This window comes from Bacillus luti (assembly GCF_001884105.1).
Lineage (GTDB): Bacteria > Bacillota > Bacilli > Bacillales > Bacillaceae_G > Bacillus_A > Bacillus_A luti.
Window position 1 is genome coordinate 1 of record NZ_MACI01000034.1, and the last position, 26,139, is coordinate 26,139.

General features: G+C 35.1%; 24 protein-coding genes, 2 pseudogenes and 1 riboswitch. Of the genes and pseudogenes, 10 read left to right on the top strand and 16 right to left on the bottom strand.

What is annotated here, in order from left to right; translation table 11 throughout:
* Positions 1 to 357: 357 nt before the first annotated feature.
* From BAQ48_RS08170 to BAQ48_RS08185, 4 genes are all read right to left on the bottom strand, one after another.
* Positions 358 to 1,266: an alpha/beta fold hydrolase gene (locus BAQ48_RS08170; RefSeq protein WP_071710679.1), complete on the bottom strand. Its 909-nt coding sequence runs from the start codon at positions 1,264 to 1,266 to the stop codon at positions 358 to 360.
* A gap of 440 nt (positions 1,267 to 1,706) precedes the next feature.
* Positions 1,707 to 2,345 (bottom strand): hypothetical protein, encoded by a 639-nt coding sequence (locus tag BAQ48_RS08175; RefSeq protein WP_071710680.1) that lies wholly within the window; start codon positions 2,343 to 2,345, stop codon positions 1,707 to 1,709.
* A 122-nt stretch (positions 2,346 to 2,467) separates the two neighbouring features.
* A complete protein-coding gene (locus BAQ48_RS08180; RefSeq protein ID WP_071710681.1) occupies positions 2,468 to 4,207 on the bottom strand; it encodes an S-layer homology domain-containing protein in 1,740 nt (579 codons plus the stop codon).
* A 246-nt stretch (positions 4,208 to 4,453) separates the two neighbouring features.
* Positions 4,454 to 5,350, bottom strand: coding sequence for a DMT family transporter (locus tag BAQ48_RS08185; RefSeq protein WP_071710682.1), 897 nt, complete (start codon positions 5,348 to 5,350; stop codon positions 4,454 to 4,456).
* A 119-nt stretch (positions 5,351 to 5,469) separates the two neighbouring features.
* Between BAQ48_RS08185 and BAQ48_RS08190 the strand changes: the two genes are divergently transcribed.
* Complete coding sequence (locus tag BAQ48_RS08190) at positions 5,470 to 6,342, top strand: LysR family transcriptional regulator (protein WP_071710683.1); 873 nt, start codon at positions 5,470 to 5,472, stop codon at positions 6,340 to 6,342.
* Positions 6,343 to 6,599: 257 nt separating this feature from the next.
* On the opposite strand, the gene BAQ48_RS08195 is transcribed toward BAQ48_RS08190, so the two are convergent.
* Both BAQ48_RS08195 and BAQ48_RS08200 read right to left on the bottom strand, forming a co-directional pair.
* Positions 6,600 to 7,556 (bottom strand): ATP-grasp domain-containing protein, encoded by a 957-nt coding sequence (locus BAQ48_RS08195; protein WP_071710684.1) that lies wholly within the window; start codon positions 7,554 to 7,556, stop codon positions 6,600 to 6,602.
* Complete coding sequence (locus tag BAQ48_RS08200) at positions 7,549 to 8,607, bottom strand: LLM class flavin-dependent oxidoreductase (protein ID WP_071710685.1); 1,059 nt, start codon at positions 8,605 to 8,607, stop codon at positions 7,549 to 7,551. The genes BAQ48_RS08195 and BAQ48_RS08200 overlap by 8 nt, the downstream gene beginning before the upstream one ends.
* Positions 8,608 to 8,689: 82 nt before the next feature.
* Positions 8,690 to 8,796, bottom strand: a riboswitch (SAM riboswitch).
* A 256-nt stretch (positions 8,797 to 9,052) separates the two neighbouring features.
* Between BAQ48_RS08200 and BAQ48_RS08205 the strand changes: the two genes are divergently transcribed.
* Positions 9,053 to 9,259, top strand: coding sequence for a hypothetical protein (locus tag BAQ48_RS08205; RefSeq protein WP_071710686.1), 207 nt, complete (start codon positions 9,053 to 9,055; stop codon positions 9,257 to 9,259).
* 186 nt (positions 9,260 to 9,445) lie between these two features.
* Here the strand turns inward: BAQ48_RS08205 and BAQ48_RS08210 are convergent, their stop codons facing one another.
* Positions 9,446 to 10,834, bottom strand: coding sequence for a sensor histidine kinase (locus tag BAQ48_RS08210; RefSeq protein ID WP_071710687.1), 1,389 nt, complete (start codon positions 10,832 to 10,834; stop codon positions 9,446 to 9,448).
* On the bottom strand, positions 10,831 to 11,505 hold the full coding sequence (locus BAQ48_RS08215; RefSeq protein ID WP_071710688.1) for a response regulator transcription factor: 675 nt from the start codon (positions 11,503 to 11,505) through the stop codon (positions 10,831 to 10,833). The genes BAQ48_RS08210 and BAQ48_RS08215 overlap by 4 nt, the downstream gene beginning before the upstream one ends.
* A 176-nt stretch (positions 11,506 to 11,681) precedes the next feature.
* Between BAQ48_RS08215 and BAQ48_RS08220 the strand changes: the two genes are divergently transcribed.
* From BAQ48_RS08220 to BAQ48_RS08230, 3 genes are all read left to right on the top strand, one after another.
* A complete protein-coding gene (locus BAQ48_RS08220) occupies positions 11,682 to 12,152 on the top strand; it encodes a SadB/YajI family lipoprotein (RefSeq protein WP_071710689.1) in 471 nt (156 codons plus the stop codon).
* A gap of 20 nt (positions 12,153 to 12,172) precedes the next feature.
* The gene (locus BAQ48_RS08225; protein ID WP_071710690.1) at positions 12,173 to 12,496 is read left to right on the top strand and encodes a PepSY domain-containing protein; all 324 of its coding nucleotides are present in this window, start codon (positions 12,173 to 12,175) and stop codon (positions 12,494 to 12,496) included.
* A gap of 441 nt (positions 12,497 to 12,937) precedes the next feature.
* Positions 12,938 to 13,396 (top strand): hypothetical protein, encoded by a 459-nt coding sequence (locus tag BAQ48_RS08230; protein WP_000461403.1) that lies wholly within the window; start codon positions 12,938 to 12,940, stop codon positions 13,394 to 13,396.
* A 376-nt stretch (positions 13,397 to 13,772) separates the two neighbouring features.
* Here BAQ48_RS08230 and BAQ48_RS08235 read toward each other — a convergent pair whose 3' ends face one another.
* Positions 13,773 to 14,285: an RrF2 family transcriptional regulator gene (locus BAQ48_RS08235; protein ID WP_071710691.1), complete on the bottom strand. Its 513-nt coding sequence runs from the start codon at positions 14,283 to 14,285 to the stop codon at positions 13,773 to 13,775.
* A 210-nt stretch (positions 14,286 to 14,495) separates the two neighbouring features.
* Between BAQ48_RS08235 and BAQ48_RS08240 the strand changes: the two genes are divergently transcribed.
* Positions 14,496 to 15,137 (top strand): FMN-dependent NADH-azoreductase, encoded by a 642-nt coding sequence (locus tag BAQ48_RS08240; protein ID WP_071710692.1) that lies wholly within the window; start codon positions 14,496 to 14,498, stop codon positions 15,135 to 15,137.
* Positions 15,138 to 15,333: 196 nt separating this feature from the next.
* Here the strand turns inward: BAQ48_RS08240 and BAQ48_RS08245 are convergent, their stop codons facing one another.
* Positions 15,334 to 15,723 carry a hypothetical protein gene (locus BAQ48_RS08245; protein WP_071710693.1) on the bottom strand — a complete coding sequence of 130 codons (390 nt, stop codon included), beginning with the start codon at positions 15,721 to 15,723 and terminating at the stop codon, positions 15,334 to 15,336.
* A gap of 261 nt (positions 15,724 to 15,984) precedes the next feature.
* On the opposite strand from BAQ48_RS08245, the pseudogene BAQ48_RS08250 reads away from it, so the two are divergent.
* A pseudogene (locus BAQ48_RS08250) lies at positions 15,985 to 16,201 on the top strand (helix-turn-helix domain-containing protein); the annotation flags it as partial.
* A gap of 11 nt (positions 16,202 to 16,212) precedes the next feature.
* On the opposite strand, the gene BAQ48_RS08255 reads toward BAQ48_RS08250, so the two are convergent.
* A complete protein-coding gene (locus tag BAQ48_RS08255; RefSeq protein ID WP_071710695.1) occupies positions 16,213 to 17,889 on the bottom strand; it encodes a GMC family oxidoreductase in 1,677 nt (558 codons plus the stop codon).
* 284 nt (positions 17,890 to 18,173) lie between these two features.
* A complete protein-coding gene (gene dhaK, locus BAQ48_RS08260; protein ID WP_071710696.1) occupies positions 18,174 to 19,925 on the bottom strand; it encodes a dihydroxyacetone kinase subunit DhaK in 1,752 nt (583 codons plus the stop codon).
* 178 nt (positions 19,926 to 20,103) lie between these two features.
* On the opposite strand from dhaK, the gene dhaS reads away from it, so the two are divergent.
* Positions 20,104 to 20,670 carry a dihydroxyacetone kinase transcriptional activator DhaS gene (dhaS, locus tag BAQ48_RS08265; RefSeq protein WP_000204221.1) on the top strand — a complete coding sequence of 189 codons (567 nt, stop codon included), beginning with the start codon at positions 20,104 to 20,106 and terminating at the stop codon, positions 20,668 to 20,670.
* A 19-nt stretch (positions 20,671 to 20,689) separates the two neighbouring features.
* Positions 20,690 to 21,688, top strand: coding sequence for a DhaKLM operon coactivator DhaQ (gene dhaQ, locus BAQ48_RS08270; protein ID WP_071710697.1), 999 nt, complete (start codon positions 20,690 to 20,692; stop codon positions 21,686 to 21,688).
* A 342-nt stretch (positions 21,689 to 22,030) separates the two neighbouring features.
* Here the strand turns inward: dhaQ and BAQ48_RS08275 are convergent, their stop codons facing one another.
* On the bottom strand, positions 22,031 to 22,660 hold the full coding sequence (locus BAQ48_RS08275; protein WP_000274251.1) for a LysE family translocator: 630 nt from the start codon (positions 22,658 to 22,660) through the stop codon (positions 22,031 to 22,033).
* 394 nt (positions 22,661 to 23,054) lie between these two features.
* The gene (locus tag BAQ48_RS08280; protein ID WP_071710698.1) at positions 23,055 to 23,708 is read right to left on the bottom strand and encodes a DUF2306 domain-containing protein; all 654 of its coding nucleotides are present in this window, start codon (positions 23,706 to 23,708) and stop codon (positions 23,055 to 23,057) included.
* Positions 23,709 to 23,916: 208 nt separating this feature from the next.
* Here BAQ48_RS08280 and BAQ48_RS08285 point away from each other — a divergent pair, with 208 nt between their 5' ends.
* The gene (locus BAQ48_RS08285) at positions 23,917 to 24,795 is read left to right on the top strand and encodes a phosphotransferase family protein (protein WP_071710699.1); all 879 of its coding nucleotides are present in this window, start codon (positions 23,917 to 23,919) and stop codon (positions 24,793 to 24,795) included.
* Positions 24,796 to 24,930: 135 nt separating this feature from the next.
* Here the strand turns inward: BAQ48_RS08285 and BAQ48_RS08290 are convergent.
* Positions 24,931 to 25,185 (bottom strand): annotated as a pseudogene (locus BAQ48_RS08290) (hypothetical protein); the annotation flags it as partial.
* A gap of 112 nt (positions 25,186 to 25,297) precedes the next feature.
* Complete coding sequence (locus BAQ48_RS08295; protein ID WP_071710700.1) at positions 25,298 to 25,948, bottom strand: VanZ family protein; 651 nt, start codon at positions 25,946 to 25,948, stop codon at positions 25,298 to 25,300.
* Between the last annotated feature and the right edge of the window lie 191 nt (positions 25,949 to 26,139).

The following is a 26,139-nucleotide window of genomic DNA, read 5'->3' on the forward strand; positions in this document are numbered from 1 at the left end:
ATGTTTGGCTACGCCAAACCGAAATTTATCTCCCACCTGCCGCTAGACTATCGTCTTTCACACGCCTGAGGAGAGAGACTTCTTTCGGATAATACGTTAAATTAAAAGAGATAATCATCACAAAACTTAACCTAGTAAAGTAATATACGTAAAATATTTCAACTCGAAGGAAGGCACCTTAAAGGTTGTCTTTTCTTTATATGTTAAAAAAGCTCGCCTATTTCCGTAGGCGGGCTTTATCTTTATTACACAATATGAAAGTATACTCTCTTTTTCTCTGAAATTTTATGTAATTATACATATTCATGAAAATAGAAGAAGTAAAATTGTCATTACAACTTATTTCCCATTTTCAACTTAGTTATCATTAGAATGCTTTTCTACAAAATCAAGGATTCTAGCATTAACCTCGTTAGAGAACTCACCATTGATTGCGTGAGATGCATTTTTCCAATTAACTATATCAATATCTTTCACATATTTTTTCCCAGTTTCAACTGCTTTTTCCGAATTGTGCATTGTACTTTTTTCAGCCATTAATGCAAGTACTGGAATATTGATATTTTTTAAGTCTTCTTTACTAAATAGATCAGGCGCTGGCGTTTTCAGTTTATAGTTACGCATACCCGATTCGATTAACTTAGCGATCGGCTCATCGTCATTTATTTCTGCTCCTCCAGAAACATAGCTTAACATCTTTTCTCTTATAAACTTAGGTACAATAGGAACGGAAGCTGGAATAGATGCTAGAATCATCTTTATGGATATTTGCGCAAATACAAAGACTGGGTCCAATAAACTAGCCGTAGCAATATGCTCAGGATTATATCTAGCCAAGTTCATTGTTGTCCAACCTCCAATGGAGACACCCACGATATGCACTTTTTCTAAACCTAATCCTTCAATTACTTCATTTAGCCATTCTGCTTGTTGTTTTTGGTTTTCAATCACCTTCGTTTGCATACTCATTCCAGGTTCACCGAGTAAGTCTATCGTATAAACAGGCCTTTTCTCCCTTAACCCTTCTAAATTGGGTACCCACATTGGAGTAGATGCACCGCGTCCAGGGAGTAAGAGTATTGGTTCCTTATGTTTGTTTTCTTCTTTAGTAAAGTAATAAGCACGAATTGTGCCATATTTAGTCTTTATATCTTTCGTTTCGTTAGGTTTTGGAAGGAGTGCCATTGATTCATCGTAGGCAATTTGAAAATCTTCCTTCCCTTTTTCGGATATAAAGTGACCAATCTTATTATCATCTCTCTTCATTTGAATTCCTCCTTTCTACAAATATATGGATGAACTTTATCTATATACTCATGGTAATCATCCATTGAAAATATATCTTCTTTAAGGCAAAACTCTCATTTAGCAAAAAGAAAAAGACACCCTAAGGTGCCTTCCTCCGACTTGAACCATCTTAATTTTAATAATATGTATCGGACTCCCATCCAACTATTATTTTACTATGTTAAGTTGTTTTTGTTTATTGAGAAATACAATAGTTTAGTTATACTGGTCGTCTGTATGAGGTATTTTTGTAGTCCATGCAGCGATTAACAAGAGGACAATAGCAGCGATGACACCTAAAAGTCCTTGCTTATCCCATAATCTTAGCTTCAAGGTTAGACTGCATATGTCAAATGCAGGAATAACTTTATAACTCATAACAAAAAAACGCTACCTTTTTAAAAGATAGCGTTTTTGTATTACCCTTGCTTATTCTTCGCCTTCATTTGCTCTTCATAAACAAACTTCGCTGTCATAAAGTCATTCGGAAAATCTTTCAATGCATTCTTCATCACATTCAATTCTTCTTGTGATTTAATTTCAATACCGTTTAAGAAATCAAATGCTTTTGATTGTTCATCTGCAACAAAGTTTTGCGTCATATAATCATTTTGGAAATCTTGCTTCGCTTTTTCTTTCACTTTGTTCATTGCATCTGTTTTATTTATACTTTTCACAGGATTTGCAAATGCGCCTGTAGGTTGCTCTGGTTTAGGCTCTTCTTTCTTTTCCGGCTGTGGGGCTGGTTGTTGTGGTTCTTGCTTTGGTTGTTCTTGTTGAACTGGTTGCTGTGCTACTTGTTGCTCTTTTTTCGCTAATTCATCTTTTAACTTCTTAACTTGTGCATCAAGAGATTTATTTTCAGTTTCTAATACACTCTTATCACTTTTTAGCTTTTGCGTTTCTTCAAAATGCTCATCTACTAATTTATTGTACTCTTTCTCCGTGTACATTTTTTCACTAGTTGATGCCGTTTTCCCTTTCGTAACAACTACATTAATAATCACAAGTAAAACTACAATTCCTATTAGCGCAGCAAAAATCTTCTTTTTGTTCATTATTAATCCTCCAAAATGTAAAATTATCAAAGTCATCATAACAGATATAGTTATGTTCTTTTGTCACGTTTTGTCGAACTAAAATAATAAAAAAGCACCTAAAATAGGTGCTTTTTTCATTATCAATACATAAACGTAATCGTCACTAAAGAATACCCTTCTTTCGCATTATACGGCTCCGCTTTATAAGAAACACGGTTGGATCCTTTCGGATAACCGATTTCTCCAATTGCCTTTTTCACATCTTGCAGTGCACCGTTCATTGATTGCTTATAAAGCACTTCTATCTTTTCTGGCTTGGCACTATAACGCTGCTGCATTTTATTTTTTAATTCATTATAGTTATTTGCGATGTATTCATTTCCTAAATAGTTTAACTTTGTATCTTTTAATATTTGCTGATATACAGGAGTTTTTGTGCTACCTGCCGCAATTTTATTTGTTAATGTACCATAATAGTTCGTTGTAGCTTGCGGATAATCACTTCTGTTCCACTCATGATTTCTTGCAATTTGCTCATCAGATAAGTTGAAATATGAATAAGTTACGCGCCCTTGTTCATCTGGCACTGGATCATCAAATGTTGTATCGAGGTGATACCATTTGTTTTCGATTTTCACTATATTCCAAGCATGAGGTTGTCCATCACCAGTTCCTGTTACGAAATGATTTTCAATACCGGCTTCTTTTAATAATTGATAGGTTAATAGTGCGTAACCTTGGCAAACCGCAGAACGATTTACGAGTGCTTCATATGCTGTGTAAGCTTTATAAGACGTATCATAAGAAACATGTTTTACGACATAATCATGAATCGCCTTCACTTTCTCGTGATCATCCATCCCTACTTGAATAATAGAAGAGACAATTGCCTTCGCTTGTTTCATTACATATTCCGTTTGCTCTTTCGTTTCGCGATATGTAATCTTTAACGTAAAGGTATAATTTCCAGGCGATCCAGAAATGCCGTATGAAACATTCGATCTATTATAATTTGTATACTCATTTTTACTTGCCACTTCTTTATACGCGTTAAAAAGTGTATTCATCACTTCTTTTGAATTACTATTTTTCGTTTTATATGGAATTGTAATGTCCGTTTCGTATGCATTAATACGCTTTTGTACATCCCCTTTAAATGCTGCTAATAACGCCGCATCCCCTGTATCTTGCACCGCAACCGCAGGCTTTTTATAGTTCAAAGTATTATATAAAAACTGCGCATATTGTTCACGTTTTACCACACCATATGGCTCAAATTTCCCTTCACCTGTACCAGATGCAATCCCGTTTGACTGCACGGCGCTAATCGCATTTCCGCCCCAAAAATCGTTTGGAACATCGCTAAATGTATGTTTTTGTGTCGCTGAAAGATGGAAAGCATTTGTAAGAATTTGCGCCATTTCTGCACGATTCACAGGAGCTTTCGGTCTAAAGTTCCCTTTCTCATCCCCTTTAAATACCCCTGCATTCGTTAACATTAAAATTTCCTCAGGGAACATCGTAGAGTTTTGGTTAATATCGCCATAAGGATTATTAAACTTAGATCCATCTTTTAATATATAAAGAGAATTATTGCTACTAAAATTTCCACCTTGTTTATTCGGAAGCATAACACGATACACTAAAGCCGCTACTTGCTCCCTCGTCGCAACATCTCCAAAACCAAATATCCCATTTCCATAACCTGAAATAATATTTTTACTCGCCAAATCTTTAATCGCTGGATACGACCAATGCGATGTCGGCACATCAGAAAAAACACCTGCTTCAGCAGCCTTCACATCACTGCCATTTGTATATAATAAAGCACCACCTATAAGTGATAATGATGTAATTGATTTTAATAGTTTTGTGTACATAGTGTCTTCTCCCAATACGTCTTCTATTTTTGTGGTTTTTTGTCGAAAAATCTAAAAGACTATGACAAGACACATTATACAATTAAAAGTTTTTAGGGGATATATTAAATTTTAAAATATGCAAAAATTCATATTGTTATAGGAGTTCATGGTGATATTATGCTGTTTTATTTGTAAATACATAAATAATAAGAGAATATAACATTCAAAAATCATTGGAATAAAGCGAAACTTCACTCAGTGGTACTACTCTGTACATTTCACGTCTCTCTTTTTTACTTTAAATGAATGTTTTCGCTTCACTTTTATCTCAGCTAGTATAACACCACTAAGAATAAGCAATGCTCCAATATACCCTTTGAGTGGCAATACTTCGTTCATGAACAGGTAAGCGAATATTGCAGAAAATACAGGTTCTAATGAAAAGATGAGTCCTGTATGTGTCGGTGTTGTGTATTTCTGCGCCATCGCCTGAATAATGTAGGCAAAAGCACTGCAGACAATGCTTAACACCAGTACAGCGATCCAACTTTCTTTAGTGGATGGAAGTTGCGGCTTTTCGAAAATCAGGGTAAAGAGTATGCCAAAGCCTCCTGCAAATCCCAATTGAAGAATACCAAGCTGCAATGTATTGGCAACTTTAGCCGCCCTCCCGGTGACAATAATATGAAAAGCATAAAAGAAAGCGGCGAGTATACAGAGTAAATCTCCAGAATTTAGTGTTAATTGATTATTCAAAGTCAGTAAACCAATACCTGTCATTGCAACAAGGGAACTAATGATTAGTCTATAACTTAGTCGATCTTTGAACAGAACGATAGATAATAAAGGAATAAAGATTACCGTCAAACTGGCTAGAAAACCGGCATTTGAAGCTGATGTTGTTTTTAAACCTAAGATGACTGAAGAAGATACCACAAATAGTAAAAACCCCAGAATAAAACCATATCTTAGAGTAACAAAATGAATTGAACGAAATTGTTTACAAAAAACAGCGACACAAACCAAAAAAGCAATACCAAAGCGTAATGCAACAAGAGAAAATGAAGGAACAGTTTCCAATCCGACTTTCATAAAAAGATAGGAAGAACCCCAGGTCATTGTAACAACTAAGATCATAAAATCAGCTTTTATAGGTTTCATTTTTAGTTCCCCTTTTCAGATTTATGTACATAGTATAATTGTGATTGAAGTATTAGTAAATTGAATATATTTAATGCTATACTTGAACAAAATTCATACATAAGAAAGTAGGAGATTCGATGAGTCTGACTAAGTTAGAAATTTTTCTGAAGACGGTTGAAATGGGAAATTTATCAAGAGCAGCAGAAGCACTGAATGTAACTCAGTCAGGTGTCAGCCATGCGATCAAGAGTCTTGAATTAGAGTATGGGTTTCAACTGCTTTCTCGGAATAAAACAGGTATTCGATTAACGGAAAATGGGAACCGTGTTTTAACGCATGTTCGTGAAATAGTAAACCATAATGAGCGACTGAAGCAAGCTGTTGCAGAGATTAATGGCATAGAGGCGGGAACCTTGCGCATTGGCACCTTTACAAGCGTGTCCACTCACTGGCTGCCTGCAATCATACATCGATTTCACTTGGAACACCCTCGAATTGAAATCAAATTAATGGAAGGAGATTATGGCACGATTGAAACGTGGATTCAACAAGGAGTGATTGACTTAGGTTTTATGTCACTACCGTCTTCAAGCCATCTAGAATCTATCCCACTAAGAAAAGATCGAATGCTATGTGTACTCCCTAAAGATCACCCGTTAAGTAAACAATCCACGATTCGGTATGCTCAGCTTGAGAAAGTGCCTTTTATTATGCCTGCTTCTTCGTGCGGTTACGATGTTAGGAAAGTATTAGAAACGGCTCGGGTTCATCTCAATATTCAATTTGAAACCGGCGATGATCATGTAATTGTCGCGATGGTGGAGAATGCACTTGGGATCAGTGTCATGTCTGAACTTGCATTACAAGGACAAAGCGAAAATGTTACGATTGTAGAATTGGAAGACAGACCTACACGATCACTTGGACTGTCGCTCACTTCAATTAAACACGCATTACCAGCTGCAAAACGGTTTATCGAACATACCCAAAAATGGCTGGATGGAGAGTAAGTATATCGGCAATCAAAACAAAATCAACAGTTCAGAAATGATTTGATTGTTACGTTTTCTTATTCTAATTGTTATAGGGATATTGTGCTACTTTAGTTGCGAATATATATAAAAGAGAAATACAACATACAAACAGCCCAAGTTCCTCATTGAAACTTGGGCTACTTCTTATACTTTTCGTTCTAGTGTAAAAACCATCAGAACTTGGCCATACGACCACTATAACTAAAAAAGGATTTTCACTAGAACCTTATCTATTATTTAACTGATTCTACTTGTTTTTCTAATTCTATTCCAAGGAATTTAGCAAGCTCAAGCATGCCAAATTGACTCGCTACAGACTCTGCATCAGAATTATAGTTTGTGTTTGTATTAATATCATACGTATAAATTGTTCCATCCGAGCTGCGAATAAATTCAATACCAGCAACAGTAATTTCATTTTCTTTCAAAAATTCTTTGTACTGTTCAATGATTGGCTCGTGGAAGTCCGATATAATTTCAAATTTTGTTGACGTCCCTTTCTTACTCTCTTCTCCTACTGGGCAAAAAGCATCTTGAATCGAGCATACATCTGCTGGACAAAGCTCGAATCCTTCTGATGTATCTACTTTAACTGCATATACAAACTGGCCACCTACAAACTCACAACGTGTAATATATGGTTCTGGCGCTTCAATATATTGCTGGATTAAAGTAATTCCATCAATCGGTTCTTCAAACGCCGGACCGTCCAAATATTGTTCTAAAGCATTAATGGAATGAAACAGTTGAACACCAAGGCCTTTACCTGCGCGGTTATGCTTTGTAATGAACGGTACTTCCCCTAACTCCCTTGCTGCTTTTACTATATGATCACGGCCAACAGCACCAATTGTTTTCGGCACTTGTATCCCAAATTTTCTTAATGCTGCATATTGATTTAATTTACTTACTTCAAGGCGTAACGCTCGAGACCCGTTAAATACTGTTCGCCCGTATCCCTCTAGCCAAGCAAGAACACCTTCAGTCAATTCAGGTGCATATCGATGTCCTCTCGTATGTGAAGAGGCACTCATGCGGCTATAAAAAACACCTTGGGGAGGCTCTTGTTCTAACGGAAGTGTTCCTTCATTTAAAAACCATTCCTCATACGGTAACTCCAGTTCTTCCAACCTTTTCACCAAATGATCCGTCCATTCCTTATTCTCATGTAATATGTAAATTTTACTCATTTGTAATCAATTCCTTTCTTTTTGCTTCAACTAATGGCATCACTTTTTCAGAAAATCGTTTCATCTCTTCAAGCTGTGGCGAAAATTGTAAAAGTAATAAAGTAACACCCACTTTTTCAAAAGCGAGTATCCTTTCTGCAATTTGCTCTGGTGTTCCAATTAAATTAGGACGTAACCCGCGATTAGATACGGAATAATCATTCAGCTTCACTTGCTGTTCCAAATGCGATTTACTAATAAAGTCTTGGTAACCCGCATAACCTAAAGCATCGTCTTTCACATCCGTTATGCGTCTCCATTCTTCTAGTGCCTCTTCTTCTGTATCACGACAAATGACGTAAGCCGCAAGCCCGAATGACTGTAATGGCTCCTCTGTGACTTTCTTTCTACGATTCTTCATATCTTCTATTTTCACAGATACTTCTTCCACTGTTCCCCCGTGCATTACATATGCATCCACGTGATTTACAATGACCTCTTTTCCTCTCTCACTCTCACCACCTGCATAAAGCTTAATGCCTTGTTTCTGCACCGGTTTTGGACTTAAATGTGTATGATGAAGCTCATAAAAGTCCCCTTTATAAGAAAACTCTTCTTCTTTCCAAAGTTCCTTCAAAATTGTTACAAATTCCTCTGTGCGATCATATCTTTCATCATGTGCGGTAAATACTCCGCCATACTGCCTCGCTTCTTCTTCCCACCATGCTGAAACTACATTCAATGTAAAACGGCCATTACTTAATTGATCAATATTCGCTGCCATTTTCGCTGTAACTGCTGGATTGTGAAAACCGGGTCTTACAGCTGTCATGATTTCTAATCGATCCGTTACTGCAGCAAGTGCTGCCGCAGTTGTCCACGCTTCTAAACTTGGTGCTGACACACCTTTTATATCATTTAAGTTTAATTCTGCAATAAGTGTTGTTGAAAAACCTAATTGCTCTGCCGCTTGCGCTGTTTGTTTTGCATACTCAAACGTAGGCGGCATAGATTCATCATCTACATTTCGAAGCCATCCCCCAAAAATCGGTAACCAAAAACCATACTCCACTACATACTCCCCCTTCATCTCTTAGCCATAAAAAAAGCTACTCTTATTCAAATAAGAGTAGCCTTCTTGACTAATTGAACCGCTCTTATCTTTCAGGTGTTTCTTCACCTGCAGGAATTGGCACCTTTCGTCTCACACGAGGTTGCCGAAGTTTCATAGGGCCAGTCCCTCCACTTCTCAACATAAGAATTGTTTGATTTTCATTCATTATAATCGTCAGAATAATAAAAATCAATTTTTAATACTTATTTTTCCGATACACATTAAATGATATGTAGGAAATCATATTATTATAGAGATTTATAGGGGTATTATATTGTTTTACTTACGAATATATAAAGGGGTATGTTGTATCATGTCGAAAACATCATTTATAACTAAGTTGCTTTACTTCTACCGTAAAAATACAGCAAAATAAATATGAACCTAAAGAGGTGTTAGTAACATGAAAAATAAAAGATGTGACAATTGTGGTTCTACTAATTTTAAAGAGGGGCGAGTTGGAAACGCCTATCATGCGTATGTTTGCGACGATGAACCTAGTAGGTTCTTTTCAGGAGGAAAGAGTTCAAAACTATTAACCACATTCTGTTTAGAGTGCGGTGAAGTAAAATCATTTAGAGTGGAAAAACCGGAGAAATTTAAAGAATAAAATACATTCAAGACCCTCAAATTCTGCTGTAAAGGATCTTCTTTCTCGTTTCGTGTAGCCTATTAAAACACTAAACACCTTTTGAATGCCCTCTATTGATTAAATTCTTTCCAAACATATAATTAAACAACGTGAATTCCATAGTTATTAGGAATTCACGTTGTTTTAGTTTTTTTATATCGCAATTTAACCCTTATACTTATTAATACGTTTTTCAATCGGTAGTTTAAATGTAAAAGTACTGCCTTCCCCTAATTTACTTTCAACGGTAATTTCTCCTCCGTGTAGTTCGACAATCCATTTTACCATCGACAATCCTAAACCTGTGTTTCCATTGTTTGAAGATGTTCGTGCTGCATCAACTCGATAGAAGCGTTCCCATATTTTCGCAATATGTTGCTCGCTGATGCCGATACCATTATCGGAAACTTTACCCATTATGTTGGTTCCATCACGGTACAGTTGTATATTCACACTACCATTCTCTTTGCCATAAGCAATCGCATTCGTTAGTAAATTCATTAATAAACGCATCATCAATGTTTGATCTGCTTTAATAAACAGGTCTTCCTCTATATTTGTTGTTATATCAATCGAGGCTTCTTGAACCATTAATGAAAGCTCTTCTACAACGATTTCCGTTAATTCACTCATATCGATACATTCAAATTGAAAAGTATCATGCTTTCCTTGGTCAACTCGTGCTAATAATAAAAGTTGCGAGATTAACGAGGACATTTTACTTGATTGCCTTAAAATCACTTCTAAAGATTCTTCCATTTCTTTCGGATTATTCCTCTGCGATAAGGCGTATTCGCATTGCGAAATAATAACAGATGTTGGCGTTCTTAATTCATGAGATGCGTCAGATGTAAATTGTTTTTCACTTTCGAATGACTTCTCCAATCGCTCAAACATGTTGTCAAAGGTTTGTGCTAAATGATAAATTTCGTCTTTCGATGAACCTTGTAAATTAATCCTCTTCGAAAGGTCTTTACCATCACCAATTTCACTGGCTGAATCACTCATTTGTTTCACAGGTCGAAACGCTCTTTGTGTAATAAAATATCCTCCCACTGCCGCAATGAGAATAAGTAATGGGAAAGAGATGAGTGTTACCACAATAAGCGTATTCATCGTTGATGATAATTGGTTCATCGTCATTATTCCACGAACCCAGACTTGCTCATCGCCGCCTGCATTATGGAGAAAATCATATACTATCCATTCTTTATTACCATTTTTAATAGTTCGTATTTCATCGGATTTAAGCAATACCTTTTTATTAAAGCCGGCCGGACTATTGCCTGCCAGTAGCTCACCTTGCTTACTATAAATGAGAAGATTTACTCCATCTTCTAAAGTTTCAAACTCATCGTCAATCTTTAGCTGTCCATGCTTATATTTGATATCTTCAATGCTTTCTTTTACTGTGCTCTTTAATTGATTTTTCATATTAAAAAGTACAACTTTATCTGAAGAAGTTAAAATAAAAGCTAACACGAGTGCCATAATAATTACAACTAACCCCGTATACCAAAGGGTTACTTTCATTTTTATTGATAGTTTTTTCATGATTCTACTCGCAATACGTAACCAGTGCCTCGTACTGTATGAATTAACTTCGTTTCAAACTGGCTATCAATTTTTTTACGAAGGTATCGGACGTAAACATCAATAATATTCGAGCCGCCTTCATAGTCGTAATTCCACACATGTTGCTCAATTTTATCTCGTGTCAACACAACTTCTTTATTCCGAATCATATATTCTAAAATAGCAAATTCCTTGCTGGAAAGATTGATAACTTGGTCTCCCCTTGTTACTTTATGCATATTACAATCCACCACTAGGTCAGCGATTTCAAACACATTAGATGTGTTTCCTGTTTTTCTTCGCATTAACACTCGAATTCTTGCTAATAGTTCATCAAAAGCAAACGGCTTTACTAAATAATCGTCCGCACCTAAGTCGAGCCCTTTTACGCGATCATCAATTGTATCTTTAGCTGTAAGAAGCAAGACAGGAGTTGTATTATTGTCTGCACGTAATCTTTGTAATACTTGTAAACCATCTATTCCCGGAATCATAATATCAAGCACAATCAAGTCGTAAGTAGCCATGCTTATATAATCTAAGGCATCTTCTCCACTCCCACATCCATCGACACTATAATGTTCTGCACGTAATCGTTTTACTAATATATTTTGTAAGTCTTGTTCATCTTCGACAATAAGAACTCGCATTAACATTCTCCTTTGCTTCTTATTTATATGTATCACTATAATTCCAAAACATTAAAGAAAGATTAGAAGCTATTTAATTATATCATTTTATTTTTTTGCACATTAATCTTCCTTTAATGTTTGTTCAGTAATATAAAGACAAGGATAAGGTGCTCAATTAAAGGGAGGAAAACATAATGAGAAACTGGATGATAATTGGAGCAATGTCTTGTTTATTCTTAACAGCTTGTTCTACTCAATCTGACAACAATACAGAAGTACAACAATTAAAAGTCGAAAATGATAAATTACAAAAAGAGGTTGCTCAACTACAACAAGAACCAACTAAAACAGAGCCTGCTACGAATGATACGAAGCAAATACAAGATTTCAAAAATGAAGTCTCATCTATTGTAGAAAAGGCAAATAACGCGAAACCAGTTGGAACAAAAGAAGATGACTTAAATACGTACTTAGCAGCAAAAAAAGAAATTGACCAATTAGATGACAAAATAGATCTATCTGATAATCAGCTAGAAGCAGATTATCGCGCTGGAACGATAACTGTTGAACAATATCAAACGCAAGAAAGAGAACAAGATATACTGGAAGATCAATTAGAGCACGCAGAAAATGCACTTGAAGCAAGATTTGGAATAGATGATTAATCATTAAGGAGTGAATGAAAATGTTAAAACATAAAAAGAAAATAATAATAAGTGTAATTTCTATTTTAGTAATCGGTATCGCTATTGTTGGTGGATACTTTGGTATGGGTTACAATTATGCAAAAAAGAATGACAACTACACAGAAAAACAAGTTCGTGAAATTTCTTTAGCTCATACAAATGGGGAAATTATTAATGTGAAAAAAGAATTCGAATTAGAAGATAACAACTTAACACAATCTCAATTTGAATATGAAGTGGAAATCAAGACACCTGACAATCTATTGAATGTTTTAAAAGTTAGCGCTAGAACAGGCACAATAGAAATTGATCACGAAGATTAAAAAATATAATTAAGCAACGTGAATTCCATCTTTAAAGGAAATCACGTTGCTTTTTTTAGAACTATTCTCTCCGTATTTATAAACATACATATCTTTAACCCTTTCAAAATGATGAAACGCGGGTAAAATTCCTCTTTGTGAAATTCCCCTCTGCTTAATCCGTTATTTTTGTTACATGTTTATAGTTATACAGTAACTATTTAATTTTATTAAAGTTTGTTTTATTAAAAATTAATAAAATTTGAATATTCTATTTTCTACCAAATTGTATTACAATATGAATTGCTAAGAGACAAGATATTCTTTTTATAAAAGCTTCTGCTTACTTACCAGAAATAGAAAAATTCTGTTCGAAGTCCAACAACGCTCATCCTATATAACTAATACGCGTAGTGTTGTAACTTTATATTCTAATTTAGAAATTATCAGGTGGTGTCGGTGATGTTTGAATTTCTTTTAATTAAAGTCTTATTTACTATTTTCTTCATTAGCCTAATCGTGTTAATCAGTATAATATGGGCTAAAATAGAAAAAATTCTGGACGATACTGTATTTAAAAACGTTTCTGAGAAATCTAGGTATACAGTAACTATGATAATTGTTATGGTGGTCGAATTTGCTATCATAGTCATTACTTCATTCAATTGGGGATCTTCTATTATTGATACCCTCTTTTTCGGCAGTATTATTTTGTTCTGTTGCATATGGTTAATACCTTATTTCGTTACTCAGCAACAAAACGTTGCTAAAGTTATGGATAAGCATTTTAGTGGCGGAGTAGATTTAGGTGAGGTCCAAGTTCATCGTGCAAAACTTTCTGCATTTAATCTAGGAAGCATTGTATTTTCTATAGTTGGAATTATTGTGCCTATTTGTTACTACTTTAAATACTTTTTATAGGGGTTTATCAGTTCTTTTGTAAATTTAAAAAATGCAGTAACAACTTAAATTCATAGGACAACCCCTTCAAACGAAAACCACTATTCGGATTAAAGGTTCTGGTGCAAATAAAGGATACATTCCAAAAAACAATGAGGATTCTACAGGAATCGTTCTTTATGCTGTTAATCCAAATAATTGATGAATGAATTGTTTTGATTTTGAACAGACTGATCACACACCCTTTTGTAGAGTAATAGTATCAGTATGTCCAATATTTACAGATTCATTGCACAAGTTTTATATTTTTTGCACCAGAACCCTTTAAACTAAACAAATAAAAGTTGATTGATATTGTTAAAAAACAAAAAAACTCTAACTAATTCGTCATGGCGATTTAGTTAGAGTTTTTTTGTTTGAAGTATTCACGAGTATCTACCCTTATCTTTTCAGGTAAAACAATATCAAGTTCTTTATCTAACCATGCAAGAGTCTTTTTACGAAGAAACTCACGCATGTGTTCTTCTGCTTCAAGCATTACTAAGTTAATTGTACAAGAAGAATTGCTAGGTTCACAAGAATTGCAAGCCTCGGCCTCGTCTCGATATAGTAGACCATTCTGTACAATATTTTTACATTGAAAAATAGGTTTTGGACCTTCGACAGCTTCTATTACATCCCAAAAAGAAACATCTTCTGGAGACTTAGCTAACCTATACCCGCCCTTTACACCTGGGACAGAACTTACAATGCCAGCTTTAGATAATTTACCGAAAACTTTTGAAAGGAATGTTTCAGAAAGCCCTTGGAACTCTGCCAAATCTTTTATTCCGACACTTTCCTTGGAAGGAGTGTTAATTAAATAAACTAGGCAATGCAAGGCATATTCAACCCCAACACTATATTGCATATACAAATCACCTGCTTTTTATTTTAAGGGTTATCAAATTGTATCTTAGGACCATTTAGAATTTTAGTCAAATAAAAAAAGGCTCGTTTAGAATAGTATGTATTTCATTTGACAAAAATAATTGCAGCGTTTATATTAAAGACCAAGTTAATCGACGATTAACTTGGTCGACAATCAAAGCGTAAAATCTTTTAAAAAGGGGAAATACAAATGAACAAAACACTTATCATAAACGCACATCCGAAAGTGGACGATACATCATCAGTCAGCATTAAAGTTCTTAACCATTTTTTAGAATCTTATACAGAATTAATTCCTAATAATGAAACGATTGAACAGATTAATTTATACGATGATGTAGTACCAATGATAGATAAAACTGTTTTAAGCGCATGGGAAAAACAAGGAACCGGACAAGAGTTAACTGGTGAAGAACAAAAAGTAACAGAGCGTATGTCCGAGATTTTACAACAATTTAAAAGTGTAAATACGTATGTTATCGTATTACCTTTGCACAATTTTAATATTCCATCAAAGTTAAAAGATTACATGGACAATATCATGATTGCACGTGAAACATTTAAATATACTGAAACTGGATCAGTGGGACTACTTAAAGATGGAAGAAGAATGCTTGTTATACAAGCAAGTGGAGGAATCTATACAAATGATGATTGGTATACAGACGTGGAATACTCTCATAAATATTTAAAAGCAATGTTTAATTTCCTTGGTATTGAAGATTATCAAATCGTCCGTGCACAAGGAACAGCAGTACTAGATCCAAATGAAGTATTACAAAATGCGTATAAAGAAGTTGAAGAAGCAGCTTCTAGATTGGCTAACAAATAATTTTTTCACTGGAAGCATGATGGTTATAAATAAAAATCCCCTCCACCATAAGGCAGAGGGGATCTTCTAACTTCTACTTCAAACTACCCGAAATCTCCGTAAAGATAACCCCAAGTGCATGTGCACCTGCATCTGGATATCCTAAACTTCGTTTGAAGCGATCTCTAGCCAAGAATCTACACATGGAGCAAGTGCGTCAACAAACAAAAGTGTATTCTGCATTTCTGAAAACAGTAGATGGCAGATTATGACCTACTGAATCTGCTAAGAAAGAATATACAAGAACATCCTTAACATCATCTTTATTTCCACTAATGATGACATCAAGGAAATCTTCTATTTGGAATTCTGGAGTAAACAACACAATCTTAGTTGTTCTGTTTGGTTCTAAAGAAACAAAAGTACGAGAGATTTCAACTAATTCATTTTGAACCGGGAAAAAAGTGTTTCTACTTCTCTTAACAGTTACCGTTACATTACTAGTATGGCAGCGTGAATCATTGTTTAGCATAATGTTGAGAGCAGTTGGAATAATCCCATTTTCAGAAACTGGAACTCGAAACACTCCAGTAGATTTATGAGCCATACAATCACATCCTTTCAAAATAAAATATATTTACAATATATTAAATGCAAAAAACGTTCATTTTGATAGGGACAAATTATGTGATTAATATACCCATAATAACCTTCGTTATTACTAAGCCAATGATTCAAAATTCTTTTTTTAAATACAAATCAGATTCTGATATGATATATAAATATCTACAATACTAGCAAACAATAGTTATGAAGATATCCTTTCATGACACAAGATTTATTGTATATTACAAGACCTACAGTAAAGACAAAAGAGGAAGCTGAAATTTTTAATGTAGCACCATCTACTGTCTTTACATATATCAAATCCGGAAAATTACCTGCTTCAAAGATAGAAAAACGTGAAAAAAGTGGTTACAAAACGAGGGGATTTATCTTTTTTATTTAAAAAGCCTCTTCTATTTAATTACATCACTTACAATCTAATAAACTTATTTTATAAAGGGCTTAGTGTCACAAATATGCCTTCTATCCCTTATCTTCCCTCTCGAATAAATCGTACCGCATTTAAACCGATCATTTGAGCAGGCATGGAAGTGTTGCCATCTGGTAAAATAGGAGCAATAGAAAGATCAGCTACTTTAAGATTTTGGGTACCAAAAACATTCAGGAATCCATCTACAACTCCTTCTTGAATATTCCTCCCCATTCTACAGTGCCCTCCAAAATGGTCAAAATTAGCATAAGAGGCCTTTACATAAGTAGCAAGCTGATTTCTCTTTTCTTCTTCATTCGGCAAATTAAAAATATTTTCAGGAGGGTATACAACCTTATAAATACCATCTGGATCTAATTCACGAGCTTTCTTCATAATATTAAAAGTTTCAATATATTGATCTACTAAAAAATTTAAGTCATCTGGATTTTCGAGTGGATTGAAGTTAATCGACGGATAAGCTTCAGGATCACTATGCGCTACCGTTATCGTGCCCCTGCTCTTTGGGTTTAGATCAGCAATTGCAATACTCATGACATTGCTAGGTCTCTCTGGATTAAATTGCCAACCATTAACGAATACGTCTTGAATTGGAACAAAATTGGATACTGGAAATCCTACTAATTGAAGGCGGCGTCCAGGTCCATCTCCTTTTTTAAAAGCACCTAGCGTTATTGGTACAGGGTCAGAGGATATTACCTGTAAAAGTCGGTTTGTTTCTACTTCTATTCCCATTCCAGCAAAATACTGAGTTTGAAAGTTTTGACCAACATTTGGACTTTCTACCAGAGTTGGCACCCCAATTTTCTCCAAATCTATCGAATTACCGATTCCTGAACGTTGTAGAATGACCGATGAAAAAATACCCGCTGAGACAATAATCCCTTTTCGAGCAAAAGACCGTTGTGTCACTCCGTCTTTCACATATTCAACGCCAACAGCAATCTTAACACCCTTTTTACACCCAAAAAGAATTTTGTTTACTGTTGATTTTGCGAATATAACCAAATTTCTCCTACCAACCCCAAACTCATCCGGATTGGACTCATCCCCTTGTGTTACAATATTTTCATTTAAATAACCAGTTGCAGTAGACGATCGAATAAATATATTATCTTCTACTTCTTGTTGAAGAAGTTGTGTTTTGAAAGGTACAACATCTCTTATACCAGTATTATAATCCTCTTCAATTGGAATCCCTAGAACATCAGATGTTGCCTCAACTAAAGTCTGGATGAGCCCATTACTCGGTATGTTTTGTTGCCTAACAAAAATAGGCCCTTCCGTTCCCCTTTGGTTAGGGCTTTGTGATGCTCCTTTATAGTTTTCATTTCTTTTAAATAAAGAACAAATCTTGTTGTAACTCCACTGATCACCAACAAGAGCTGCCCACTCATCATAAAGTTCACGGCTCCCGCGAACTGCAGCCATAAAATTATGTTGCGAACTTCCCCCGATTACTCTCCCTGCTCTTAATCTAATTTGACGTACGATATGTTCCTCTGTTTGCGAAAGAATATTAAAAGACAGTTCATTATCATTCGCTCGAATTTCTGCTACTGCAATAGAAGGACTGCTATTCTCCATATTCGTTCCCGCTTCAAGCACTAGCACGGATGTACATTTATCATCTGTTAACTTTTTTGCGATTACCCCTCCGGCAGTTCCAGCACCAATCACGATGTAATCAAATTCATTTTCACAATGTGACGACAAAATCAATAACCTCCTGTATTCATGATAGTATATTCAATGTGAAAATAGACTGTTTTGCTTGTATGTTTATCTATACTTGTCCAACATACTTTGTAAACATGTCTTGGTAACAGTTCTTGCGGATTTCTGTATATCGTATTCATGTGAAATTAACATAATCTATCATTACAGGATGAAAAAGTATCACTTCATACTTTAAAAATAATTATTTATACGTCTATAAAAACATTTCAAACTTATAGAAAAATCCCCTCCACCACAAGGCAGAGGGGATCTTCTAATTCCTATTTCAAACTACCCGCAATCTCCGTAAAGATAACTCCAAGTGCATGTGCACCTGCATCTGGATAGCCTAAACTTCTTTCACCAACTGTACCAGCGCGGCCCATGCGAGCTACGATTTCTTTCGTGTACTCTGCGCCTTTAACAGCTGCTTCTGCTCCTTTTTCAAAGGCAGTTTTCATGTCTACTTCGCTTGAAGCGCTAGCTAACCAAGAGTCTACACATGGAGCAAGTGCGTCAACAAGTGTTTTGTCACCAACTACCGCTCCTCTACCGAATGATCTTTCACCGATAGATTGTATGCCTTGAAGTGCTCCTTGCAACATTTCAGCGAACTCTTTCACTGTTAGCTCACGTTTTTCGCCTGCTGCTTTGCTAGCTGCGCGGAATGCACCGCCCCAAATCGGACCAGATGCGCCGCCGCAATGTTCCATAATAATTATCGAACAACCGTCAAGGAATGATCCAATCGTTACGTTTTCTTGCTCTACAATCGAATGCCACTCACGTTTTAATTGCTTAAATCCTTTTGCCACACTCATTCCGAAATCGCCGTCACCTGCATGCGTATCTAACTCACAGAACGGTACTTCATTTTTAATAATAATGTCGCTCATTTTATCAACGAGATAAATCATATTGTTTAATGTAATAACATTATCTTTTATAACAGCGTGCTCTTCCGCTGTTTCTATTTCAAAGGAAACTTCTTTCTCTTCTGTTTCTTCAAGTACATTCACATACTCTACACTTTCAACTGGTCCATCTACTTTAAACGCTGGTGTATTGCACTCTTTCGATAGTAATGTTTTTAGCTCATCATCTAATTTCATTACTGTTAAAGACATACCAGCCATATCGATACTCGTCATATAGTTGCCAACGAATACTCTATTGATTTTAATGTTTCTAGCAGCTAATTCTCGTGTAACTGCGTTGTTAAATAAGTAAAGTTCTTGCAGTGGTGTTCCGCCAAAACCGTTAACTAGAAGTGCGATTTCCTCGCCATCTTTTACTCCTAAATCTTTTATTAAATCATTTGTCATACGGTTCGCTAATTCATCCGCTGACATCGTTTTTTCACGTTTAATTCCTGGTTCACCGTGAATACCAACGCCGTATTCCATTTCATCTCCCGCAAGTGTGAAAGTAGGTGATCCACTCGCTGGAACTGTACAAGACGTTAACGCTAAACCGATTGTGCGCACGTTAGCCGCTGCTTTTTCCGCTACAGCTTTCACCGCTCCTAAATCCATACCTGCTTCCGCTGCTGCGCCGGCAATTTTATGAACTAAAATAACGCCCGCAACGCCGCGGCGTCCTACTGTATACAGGCTATCTTCTACCGCAATATCATCGTCCACTTTTACGTAGTCGACTTCAATTCCATCTTCCGTCGCTAAATGCGCTCCGTTTTTGAAATTCATAATATCGCCGCTATAATTTTTAATAATTAATAACGTACCTTTTTTACTAGCTGTCTCTTTAATCGCTTGGTATACCTGAATTTGCGAAGGAGAAGCGAACACATCTCCGCACACTGCCGCATCTAACATTCCTTTTCCGACTAGGCCTGCATGTGCTGGCTCATGACCACTACCGCCGCCACTAATTAACGTTACTTTGTTTTCGTTCATTTCTTTCTTCTTAATCACTTTATATTTTTTCAAAAGCTCAAGCTCTGGATGAGCCATAACCATTCCGTTACACATTTCCATTACTAATGTTTCTGGTTTGTTTATAATCTTTTTCATTGTAGTTCTCCCTCAATTCCTTTAATATATTGTGATATATTTGAAATCTTCTTCTTACTACTCATGTTAAAATGAAAGCGTTTTATAGTAAACGGACAAAATGGACAATCTGTCTAAAGACACCGCTCTCATTTATGGGTAGGATTTTCATATTACTAACATTCTAGGGATGATTCAGATGACCTCTTCTATAATTTCTAAAAAGATAATCGCGAACTCATTGAAATATTTAATGGAAACAGAGTCTTTTCATAAAATATCAGTGAGCGATATTATGTTACACTGTCAAATGCGTAGGCAAACTTTTTACTATCATTTTAAAGATAAATTTGAACTATTAAGCTGGATTTATAGAGAAGAAACGAAAGAAAACATTATTGACTTTCTCGACTATGAAACGTGGGAAAACATTTTCGATTTATTATTTGATTACTTTTATGAAAATCAAAAATTTTACCGAAATGCTTTTAAAGTCATTGAACAAAACTCGTTTAATCACTATTTATTTGAGCATACGAAAAACTTATATATGAAGATTATTGATGAACTATCCGTGAGCTGCGGATTCAGCCTTTCTGATGAGACAAAAAATACGATTGCCTCCTTTTATAGTCACGGCTTCGTTGGAACGATAAAAGATTGGATTGAAAGTAAATGCGAAGTAAATCCGTCCATTATGTCTTCTCTCATGAAAAATATGATAAACAATCAATTACTACTATTACTGGAGCAATCAGCAAAGTAATTAAAGGGTGGCAAAAGCAATGAAAAAGATTATGAATGATGTACAAAATATCGTTCAAGATATGCTGCATGGCTTTTATTTTGAACATAATGACAAAGTAAATTACGACGAAACACATCACATCATTTATGTAAAAGATATCGAAAAACTGAAGCAAAATGTTGTCATCATAAGCGGCGGTGGTAGCGGACATGAACCTGCTGATATTGGCTATGTAGGAAAAGGAATGCTTACAGCGGCAGTAAACGGTAGCATTTTCACTCCGCCTACAGTAGAACAAATTGTAGCGGCTACTCGCCTCATGCCAAAAGAAAAAAGTATACTATTCATCATCAAAAACTTTAAAGATGACGTAGAAAACTTTCTAGCGGCAGAACAAATCGCAAAAGAAGAAGGAAGACAAATTGACCACATCATCGTAAATGACGACATTTCAATTGAAGATAATGCTTCGTTTAATAAAAGAAGACGCGGCGTCGCTGGTACTGTTTTCGTTCAAAAAATACTTGGTGCGGCCGCTCTTGAAGGACATTCTTTAGAAGAACTAACAGCACTCGGCCGTTCTATCACTGAAAACTTACACACATTAGGAGTCGCTCTTTCACCTGCCAATGATCCAGTGAAAGGAAAAGCTTCATTTACATTAAACGAAGATGAAGTATTTTATGGGGTCGGTATCCACGGCGAAAAAGGTTACCGTAAAGAAGCGCTATCCTCTTCTGAAATATTAGCGATCGAACTAATGAACAAACTAAAAAGCATTTATCGCTGGAGAAAAGGCGACAACTTCGCCATTCTCATTAACGGACTCGGTGCTACACCATTAATGGAACAATACATTTTCGCAAATGACATTCGCCGTTTATGTGAGCTGGAAGGTTTACAGATTACATTCGTAAAGGTCGGTACTCTTCTAACTTCTTTAGATATGAAAGGTGTTTCGCTTAGTTTCCTTAAGGTAGAGGATTTAGATTGGGTGAAGTGGTTGAAGGAAAGTACGGAAACTGCTAGTTGGTAATACAAATAAAAATAGGATGGCTTCAATTGGCCCTCCTATTTTTGTACGTATAATTATTGAAAGGCAACTTCTTCTACTTGCCATATACCATCACGGTTAACTATGAAAAACTCTTTATCATTCCTCACCTTGAAATATCCGCTGCACTTACCCCATTGCTATCAAGCTAAGCTCGTACAACGTCAATTAAAGTAGAAGTTGTTTCTTGAAATGAATTTTTAGATAACTCAAAATAACAAGCAAAAAGTCCCTTCAAATTTAAAGGGACTTTTTAGTATGTAGAAATTAGCCTAAACCTAAGATTACATCTCTTGAAAGGGGGCATTTTTATGTTATTCAGGTTTATTGAGGAGCTTTCGTTTGAAGTAACTTTAACCCCATACCAATAAAAATCAGTCCTGTTATCTTATTTAAAATCATTCCTACCTTTTGGTTTCCTCTTAATTTTTTTGTAACATATGAAGAGAAATAAGCAACAAATAAACACCATAATAGTCCAGTTACTGTAAAAGTAAGTCCTAAAATGATAAAAGGCATAGGACCTGAAGCCTTTGTATCTATAAATTGCGGAAGAAACGCAATAAAGAATAAAGAGACTTTTGGATTCGTCAGACTTGTTAAAAGTCCTTGTACATATATCTTTCTAATGTTCAATTTATTGGATGAGGCTTGGAAAGCTACATTTGTCTTATCAAGTAGCATTTTAATCCCTAAATATACAAGATAGATAACACCTATAACCTTAATGGTGTTAAATAGCACAATGGATTTTGTAAGTATAATAGATAAACCAAAAGCAACCAATAACGTATGAACTAAAGAACCAGTAATAATACCAAAAACAGAATACACACCTGCTTTTCTACCTTGTGAAATACTTCTCCCCACAATATACATGGTGTCTGCGCCAGGAATTAAATTTAATAAAATCCCTGTTAGTAAAAACACTTCATAATTAATAATACCGTACATTCTAGCACCTCCATCTACTTTTTTGGTGCCCTTATTGATATTAAATTAAATAGACGAAAAAGGAAAGAATTTTCTATTTATTCAATAAAACCAGTGGTTTTTTGATTTACAACCACTAAAGCTGATTATGCGAATTGAAAATTCTTTCAGTACTTCTGAAGGGGCTTTTACATGTAGTCTAAAACATTTTTTAATAAGATATTAAAACAAATAAATGAGCTTTTCAGTTACAAATCAGCACAAAATTTCGTTTTTTGGGGGGACTATGAATTTTTAGCTTGATAGCGATGTGTGCTTACCCGTATACGTAATTTTTGAATCTACAAACGAAATTCAGCTATTAAAAAATTCAATTACTGAAGAATTCTGCCCTCAATATTACAGCAAATTCACATCAAAAATGTAAATCCTCATTTCCCTGGTATTTTCCTTTATTAATCCTTTTTCTTATGAATAATTCTGCAACAATTAAATTGGGTACCCACGCTAACCAAGCAATAATAGCGTAACTAAGTTCAAACCGCTCTATCCCAAATAGAACGATAAACAACGGTAGCCAAATTCTTAATGTAACTGCTCCAAAGGTTAAAGAATAATTTCTAATCATCCAATTCCGATGGTCTTTAATCTTTTTATTCTTAACTCTATGTAACGCTTGATATGCTGATGTTAACCAAAGTACGGATAACAAACCAAAACCCAGCTTCGCTACCAATCCCCCCGTAGCATAAAAGGATAAGTACAGCCCAGAAACGCCGCCTAATAATATACCAACCATATAGATTCTCCCAACTATTCGATGACGGTTGATATTCCTTTCTCTAAATTTAGTGGATAATGTAAACGTACCAATTACTAATGCTACTATACTAGTTGTAATATGTATAAAGAGCATCATATACCAGAACTCACTTAATTTAGATCCAAACATAAGCTTCGCTTTTACAAGCCCTGTTTGAAATCCATCCATAATAGAATATTGGACAACAATATAACTAGCTACTAAAAAAGCAAAACAAGTAAATACAAACCAAATTTTCCTGTTCAAATTTTACTGCCCCCCTATTACATTCACGGAAATTAGATTATATATTACTGTTCATTCTCGGGAAAAAGAGAAAAGCCTTCTAGCGAAATGAAGCGAATCCCGAAAAAGGGACATTTAATAGATTGAGATGTCCAAAAATAATGGATATATATGTTATATTTTTAGACGTACTGAAAAAGATAACCAGTACAGAAATGGGGTTTTTCTAATGGATATGTTGCAACAAGTAATAGATAAATTTAAGTTGAATGTGTTAGCAGTCGAGAACGTTCCTGAGTCTTTTAGTTCGACTGTATATAAAATCAAGCTAATTGATCATCGTACAGTATATATAAAAATTCCTTATTCAAAAGTAAAACTTGAACGTGAGTATACTGTACTTAAACGATTACGCAATGAGCTACCTGTACCAGAAATGTTAGACTATTGGGAAGGTAATGACGATGTCACTGGTGCTTTATTATTATCCGAAATCAACGGTGTTCCGATTACAGAGAAGGTGGATGCGGCTTTAGCTTATGATATTGGGGTTCACCACGCAACGCTGCATGCAATCATTCCAAATGAGCAGGATTTCAAAAGTTCCGTTTCCAATGTATATGGGAAATGGTCTGAGTTTATTAAGCGACAATTTTATTCCTTTGCAGAAGATGTAAAAGAAGTGATTGATCCTTGTTTATACGAACAATCATTGAAGCATTTTGACCGTCAAGTGAAATTACTTCCAGCTCCAGATGGACCTAGTTTTATACATATGGATTTTCGACCAGGTAATATTTTAGTTCATGAAAATCAAGTAGTCGGCATCATTGATTTTGAAAGTGCCCGAATTGGTGCAACCGAAATAGACTTTACAAAAATTAATAGTGATATTCTCATGAAATCTCCTGGAACATGGGATGCGTATAAAAAGGGCTATGAGTCCATTCGTCCACTTATTGATTTACAAGAAGTTTTACCATTTTATCGCTTTACCGATGCGTTTAATGCAATTGGTTGGTGTAAAAGAAGAGGTATTGAAGAGCATCAAGCTTTTTTACAGGAGAGTGTAGCATATTTAAACGCTTTGTTTATGAAGGAAGGATAGTTGAAAGAGAATTATCAAACGTCAATAACTGATGTTCCATTTATAAATTTTACAAACTAAAAATTCATATAATAAAAAACCCTCAAGTATATCGTTCTATACTTGAGGGTTTACTCATCTATTTCTTCTCATCTCTCATATTCTTAAATCAATAGTTAGCTCATCTGTAATCTGCTCAAGATGGAAAATTCTTTTTATATAATCGATATTTGACCATTTTTCTTCCCCACCAATAATAAATAACTCTTGCGCATCATACATAAATGAAAAACTTGGATAGAAACTGTCAGTCTTTATTTCAATCTCACCAGTACGATTACTGAAAATCTTACAGTCTGCTGAATAGCTTAATAACGTATAGAGAGAATCTTGTGCTGATTGGAAGAAATACACTGTATCTATTAAGTTAGAAAAAGAGAATGCGCCATTCACATTTTACCGTGTTTGAGTGCGGGGAACTAGAATCATTTTACAAACGAAATCGCACTAGGGCATAATCACCTCACTGAAGGATGACAGGTCTTCCAAATAAAGCTGGATGATAAATGAACATCGCACCTACAAATGAACATACTAGACAAAAAACAGCCTCGTATTTTATGACTAAAGGAGAGTTCGTATCAAGCTTTTTCCCCTCTCTTTTCAATATCATTTTAAATAATGCTGTATATAATACTTTATATAATAAATACCCAATAATCGCTCCGAGGGTATTCGTAAATAAATCATCAATATCTGTAATTCTATTATTTAGTAATTGATTTAGCTCAATCGCCAATGAAAAAAGGAATCCTGCACATACGGTGTTTTTCATTTTTCTAAAGTGCGGCCAAATCATCGGTAGTAAAAAACCTAACGGCATAAACAGTACAATGTTCAAAAGATACGTCGTACTACCTGCCGTATCAAATAGAGTCAAGTTGATTTGACTTACACGAATCCACGTTTCGTAGTTACTTATATCCCATACAGTCGCGATCTGCGTCACCCTATACACTAACGAAAGGTAGAATAGAAAAACATACACCCATAGAAAATGCCAAATAGATATAGTTCTTTTCGCTTTAAAATAAACTCCAATTTGAAACATAATACAAAAAATAATAGTAAAAAAATAAGTATACAAATAACTAATCAAAACTTCTGTATGCATGTAGAATCCCCTAACTTTACATCTTCATCTATGACCTTGTCGTTTTTAGTCTCCTCCTTGATGTAACTCATTTATAGGATAGGAAAAACTGTTAAAATAAAAAGTAGGGTAAATATAAAATTTTTCTTAAATTTTATGTTGGGTTTTATTATTACTAATCTGCTATTCGTTGTTAGGCAACAGTATGCTTA

Excerpts from the sequence above, each read along its gene's own strand:
- BAQ48_RS08170 (WP_071710679.1), bottom strand. The coding sequence starts at position 1,266 with ATGAAGAGAGATGATAATAAGATTGGTCACTTTATATCCGAAAAAGGG.
- BAQ48_RS08175 (WP_071710680.1), bottom strand. The coding sequence starts at position 2,345 with ATGAACAAAAAGAAGATTTTTGCTGCGCTAATAGGAATTGTAGTTTTA.
- BAQ48_RS08180 (WP_071710681.1), bottom strand. The coding sequence starts at position 4,207 with ATGTACACAAAACTATTAAAATCAATTACATCATTATCACTTATAGGT.
- BAQ48_RS08185 (WP_071710682.1), bottom strand. The coding sequence starts at position 5,350 with ATGAAACCTATAAAAGCTGATTTTATGATCTTAGTTGTTACAATGACC.
- BAQ48_RS08190 (WP_071710683.1), top strand. The coding sequence starts at position 5,470 with ATGAGTCTGACTAAGTTAGAAATTTTTCTGAAGACGGTTGAAATGGGA.
- BAQ48_RS08195 (WP_071710684.1), bottom strand. The coding sequence starts at position 7,556 with ATGAGTAAAATTTACATATTACATGAGAATAAGGAATGGACGGATCAT.
- BAQ48_RS08205 (WP_071710686.1), top strand. The coding sequence starts at position 9,053 with ATGAAAAATAAAAGATGTGACAATTGTGGTTCTACTAATTTTAAAGAG.
- BAQ48_RS08210 (WP_071710687.1), bottom strand. The coding sequence starts at position 10,834 with ATGAAAAAACTATCAATAAAAATGAAAGTAACCCTTTGGTATACGGGG.
- BAQ48_RS08215 (WP_071710688.1), bottom strand. The coding sequence starts at position 11,505 with ATGCGAGTTCTTATTGTCGAAGATGAACAAGACTTACAAAATATATTA.
- BAQ48_RS08220 (WP_071710689.1), top strand. The coding sequence starts at position 11,682 with ATGAGAAACTGGATGATAATTGGAGCAATGTCTTGTTTATTCTTAACA.
- BAQ48_RS08225 (WP_071710690.1), top strand. The coding sequence starts at position 12,173 with ATGTTAAAACATAAAAAGAAAATAATAATAAGTGTAATTTCTATTTTA.
- BAQ48_RS08230 (WP_000461403.1), top strand. The coding sequence starts at position 12,938 with ATGTTTGAATTTCTTTTAATTAAAGTCTTATTTACTATTTTCTTCATT.
- BAQ48_RS08235 (WP_071710691.1), bottom strand. The coding sequence starts at position 14,285 with ATGCAATATAGTGTTGGGGTTGAATATGCCTTGCATTGCCTAGTTTAT.
- BAQ48_RS08240 (WP_071710692.1), top strand. The coding sequence starts at position 14,496 with ATGAACAAAACACTTATCATAAACGCACATCCGAAAGTGGACGATACA.
- BAQ48_RS08245 (WP_071710693.1), bottom strand. The coding sequence starts at position 15,723 with ATGGCTCATAAATCTACTGGAGTGTTTCGAGTTCCAGTTTCTGAAAAT.
- dhaK (WP_071710696.1), bottom strand. The coding sequence starts at position 19,925 with ATGAAAAAGATTATAAACAAACCAGAAACATTAGTAATGGAAATGTGT.
- dhaS (WP_000204221.1), top strand. The coding sequence starts at position 20,104 with ATGACCTCTTCTATAATTTCTAAAAAGATAATCGCGAACTCATTGAAA.
- dhaQ (WP_071710697.1), top strand. The coding sequence starts at position 20,690 with ATGAAAAAGATTATGAATGATGTACAAAATATCGTTCAAGATATGCTG.
- BAQ48_RS08275 (WP_000274251.1), bottom strand. The coding sequence starts at position 22,660 with ATGTACGGTATTATTAATTATGAAGTGTTTTTACTAACAGGGATTTTA.
- BAQ48_RS08285 (WP_071710699.1), top strand. The coding sequence starts at position 23,917 with ATGGATATGTTGCAACAAGTAATAGATAAATTTAAGTTGAATGTGTTA.
- BAQ48_RS08295 (WP_071710700.1), bottom strand. The coding sequence starts at position 25,948 with ATGCATACAGAAGTTTTGATTAGTTATTTGTATACTTATTTTTTTACT.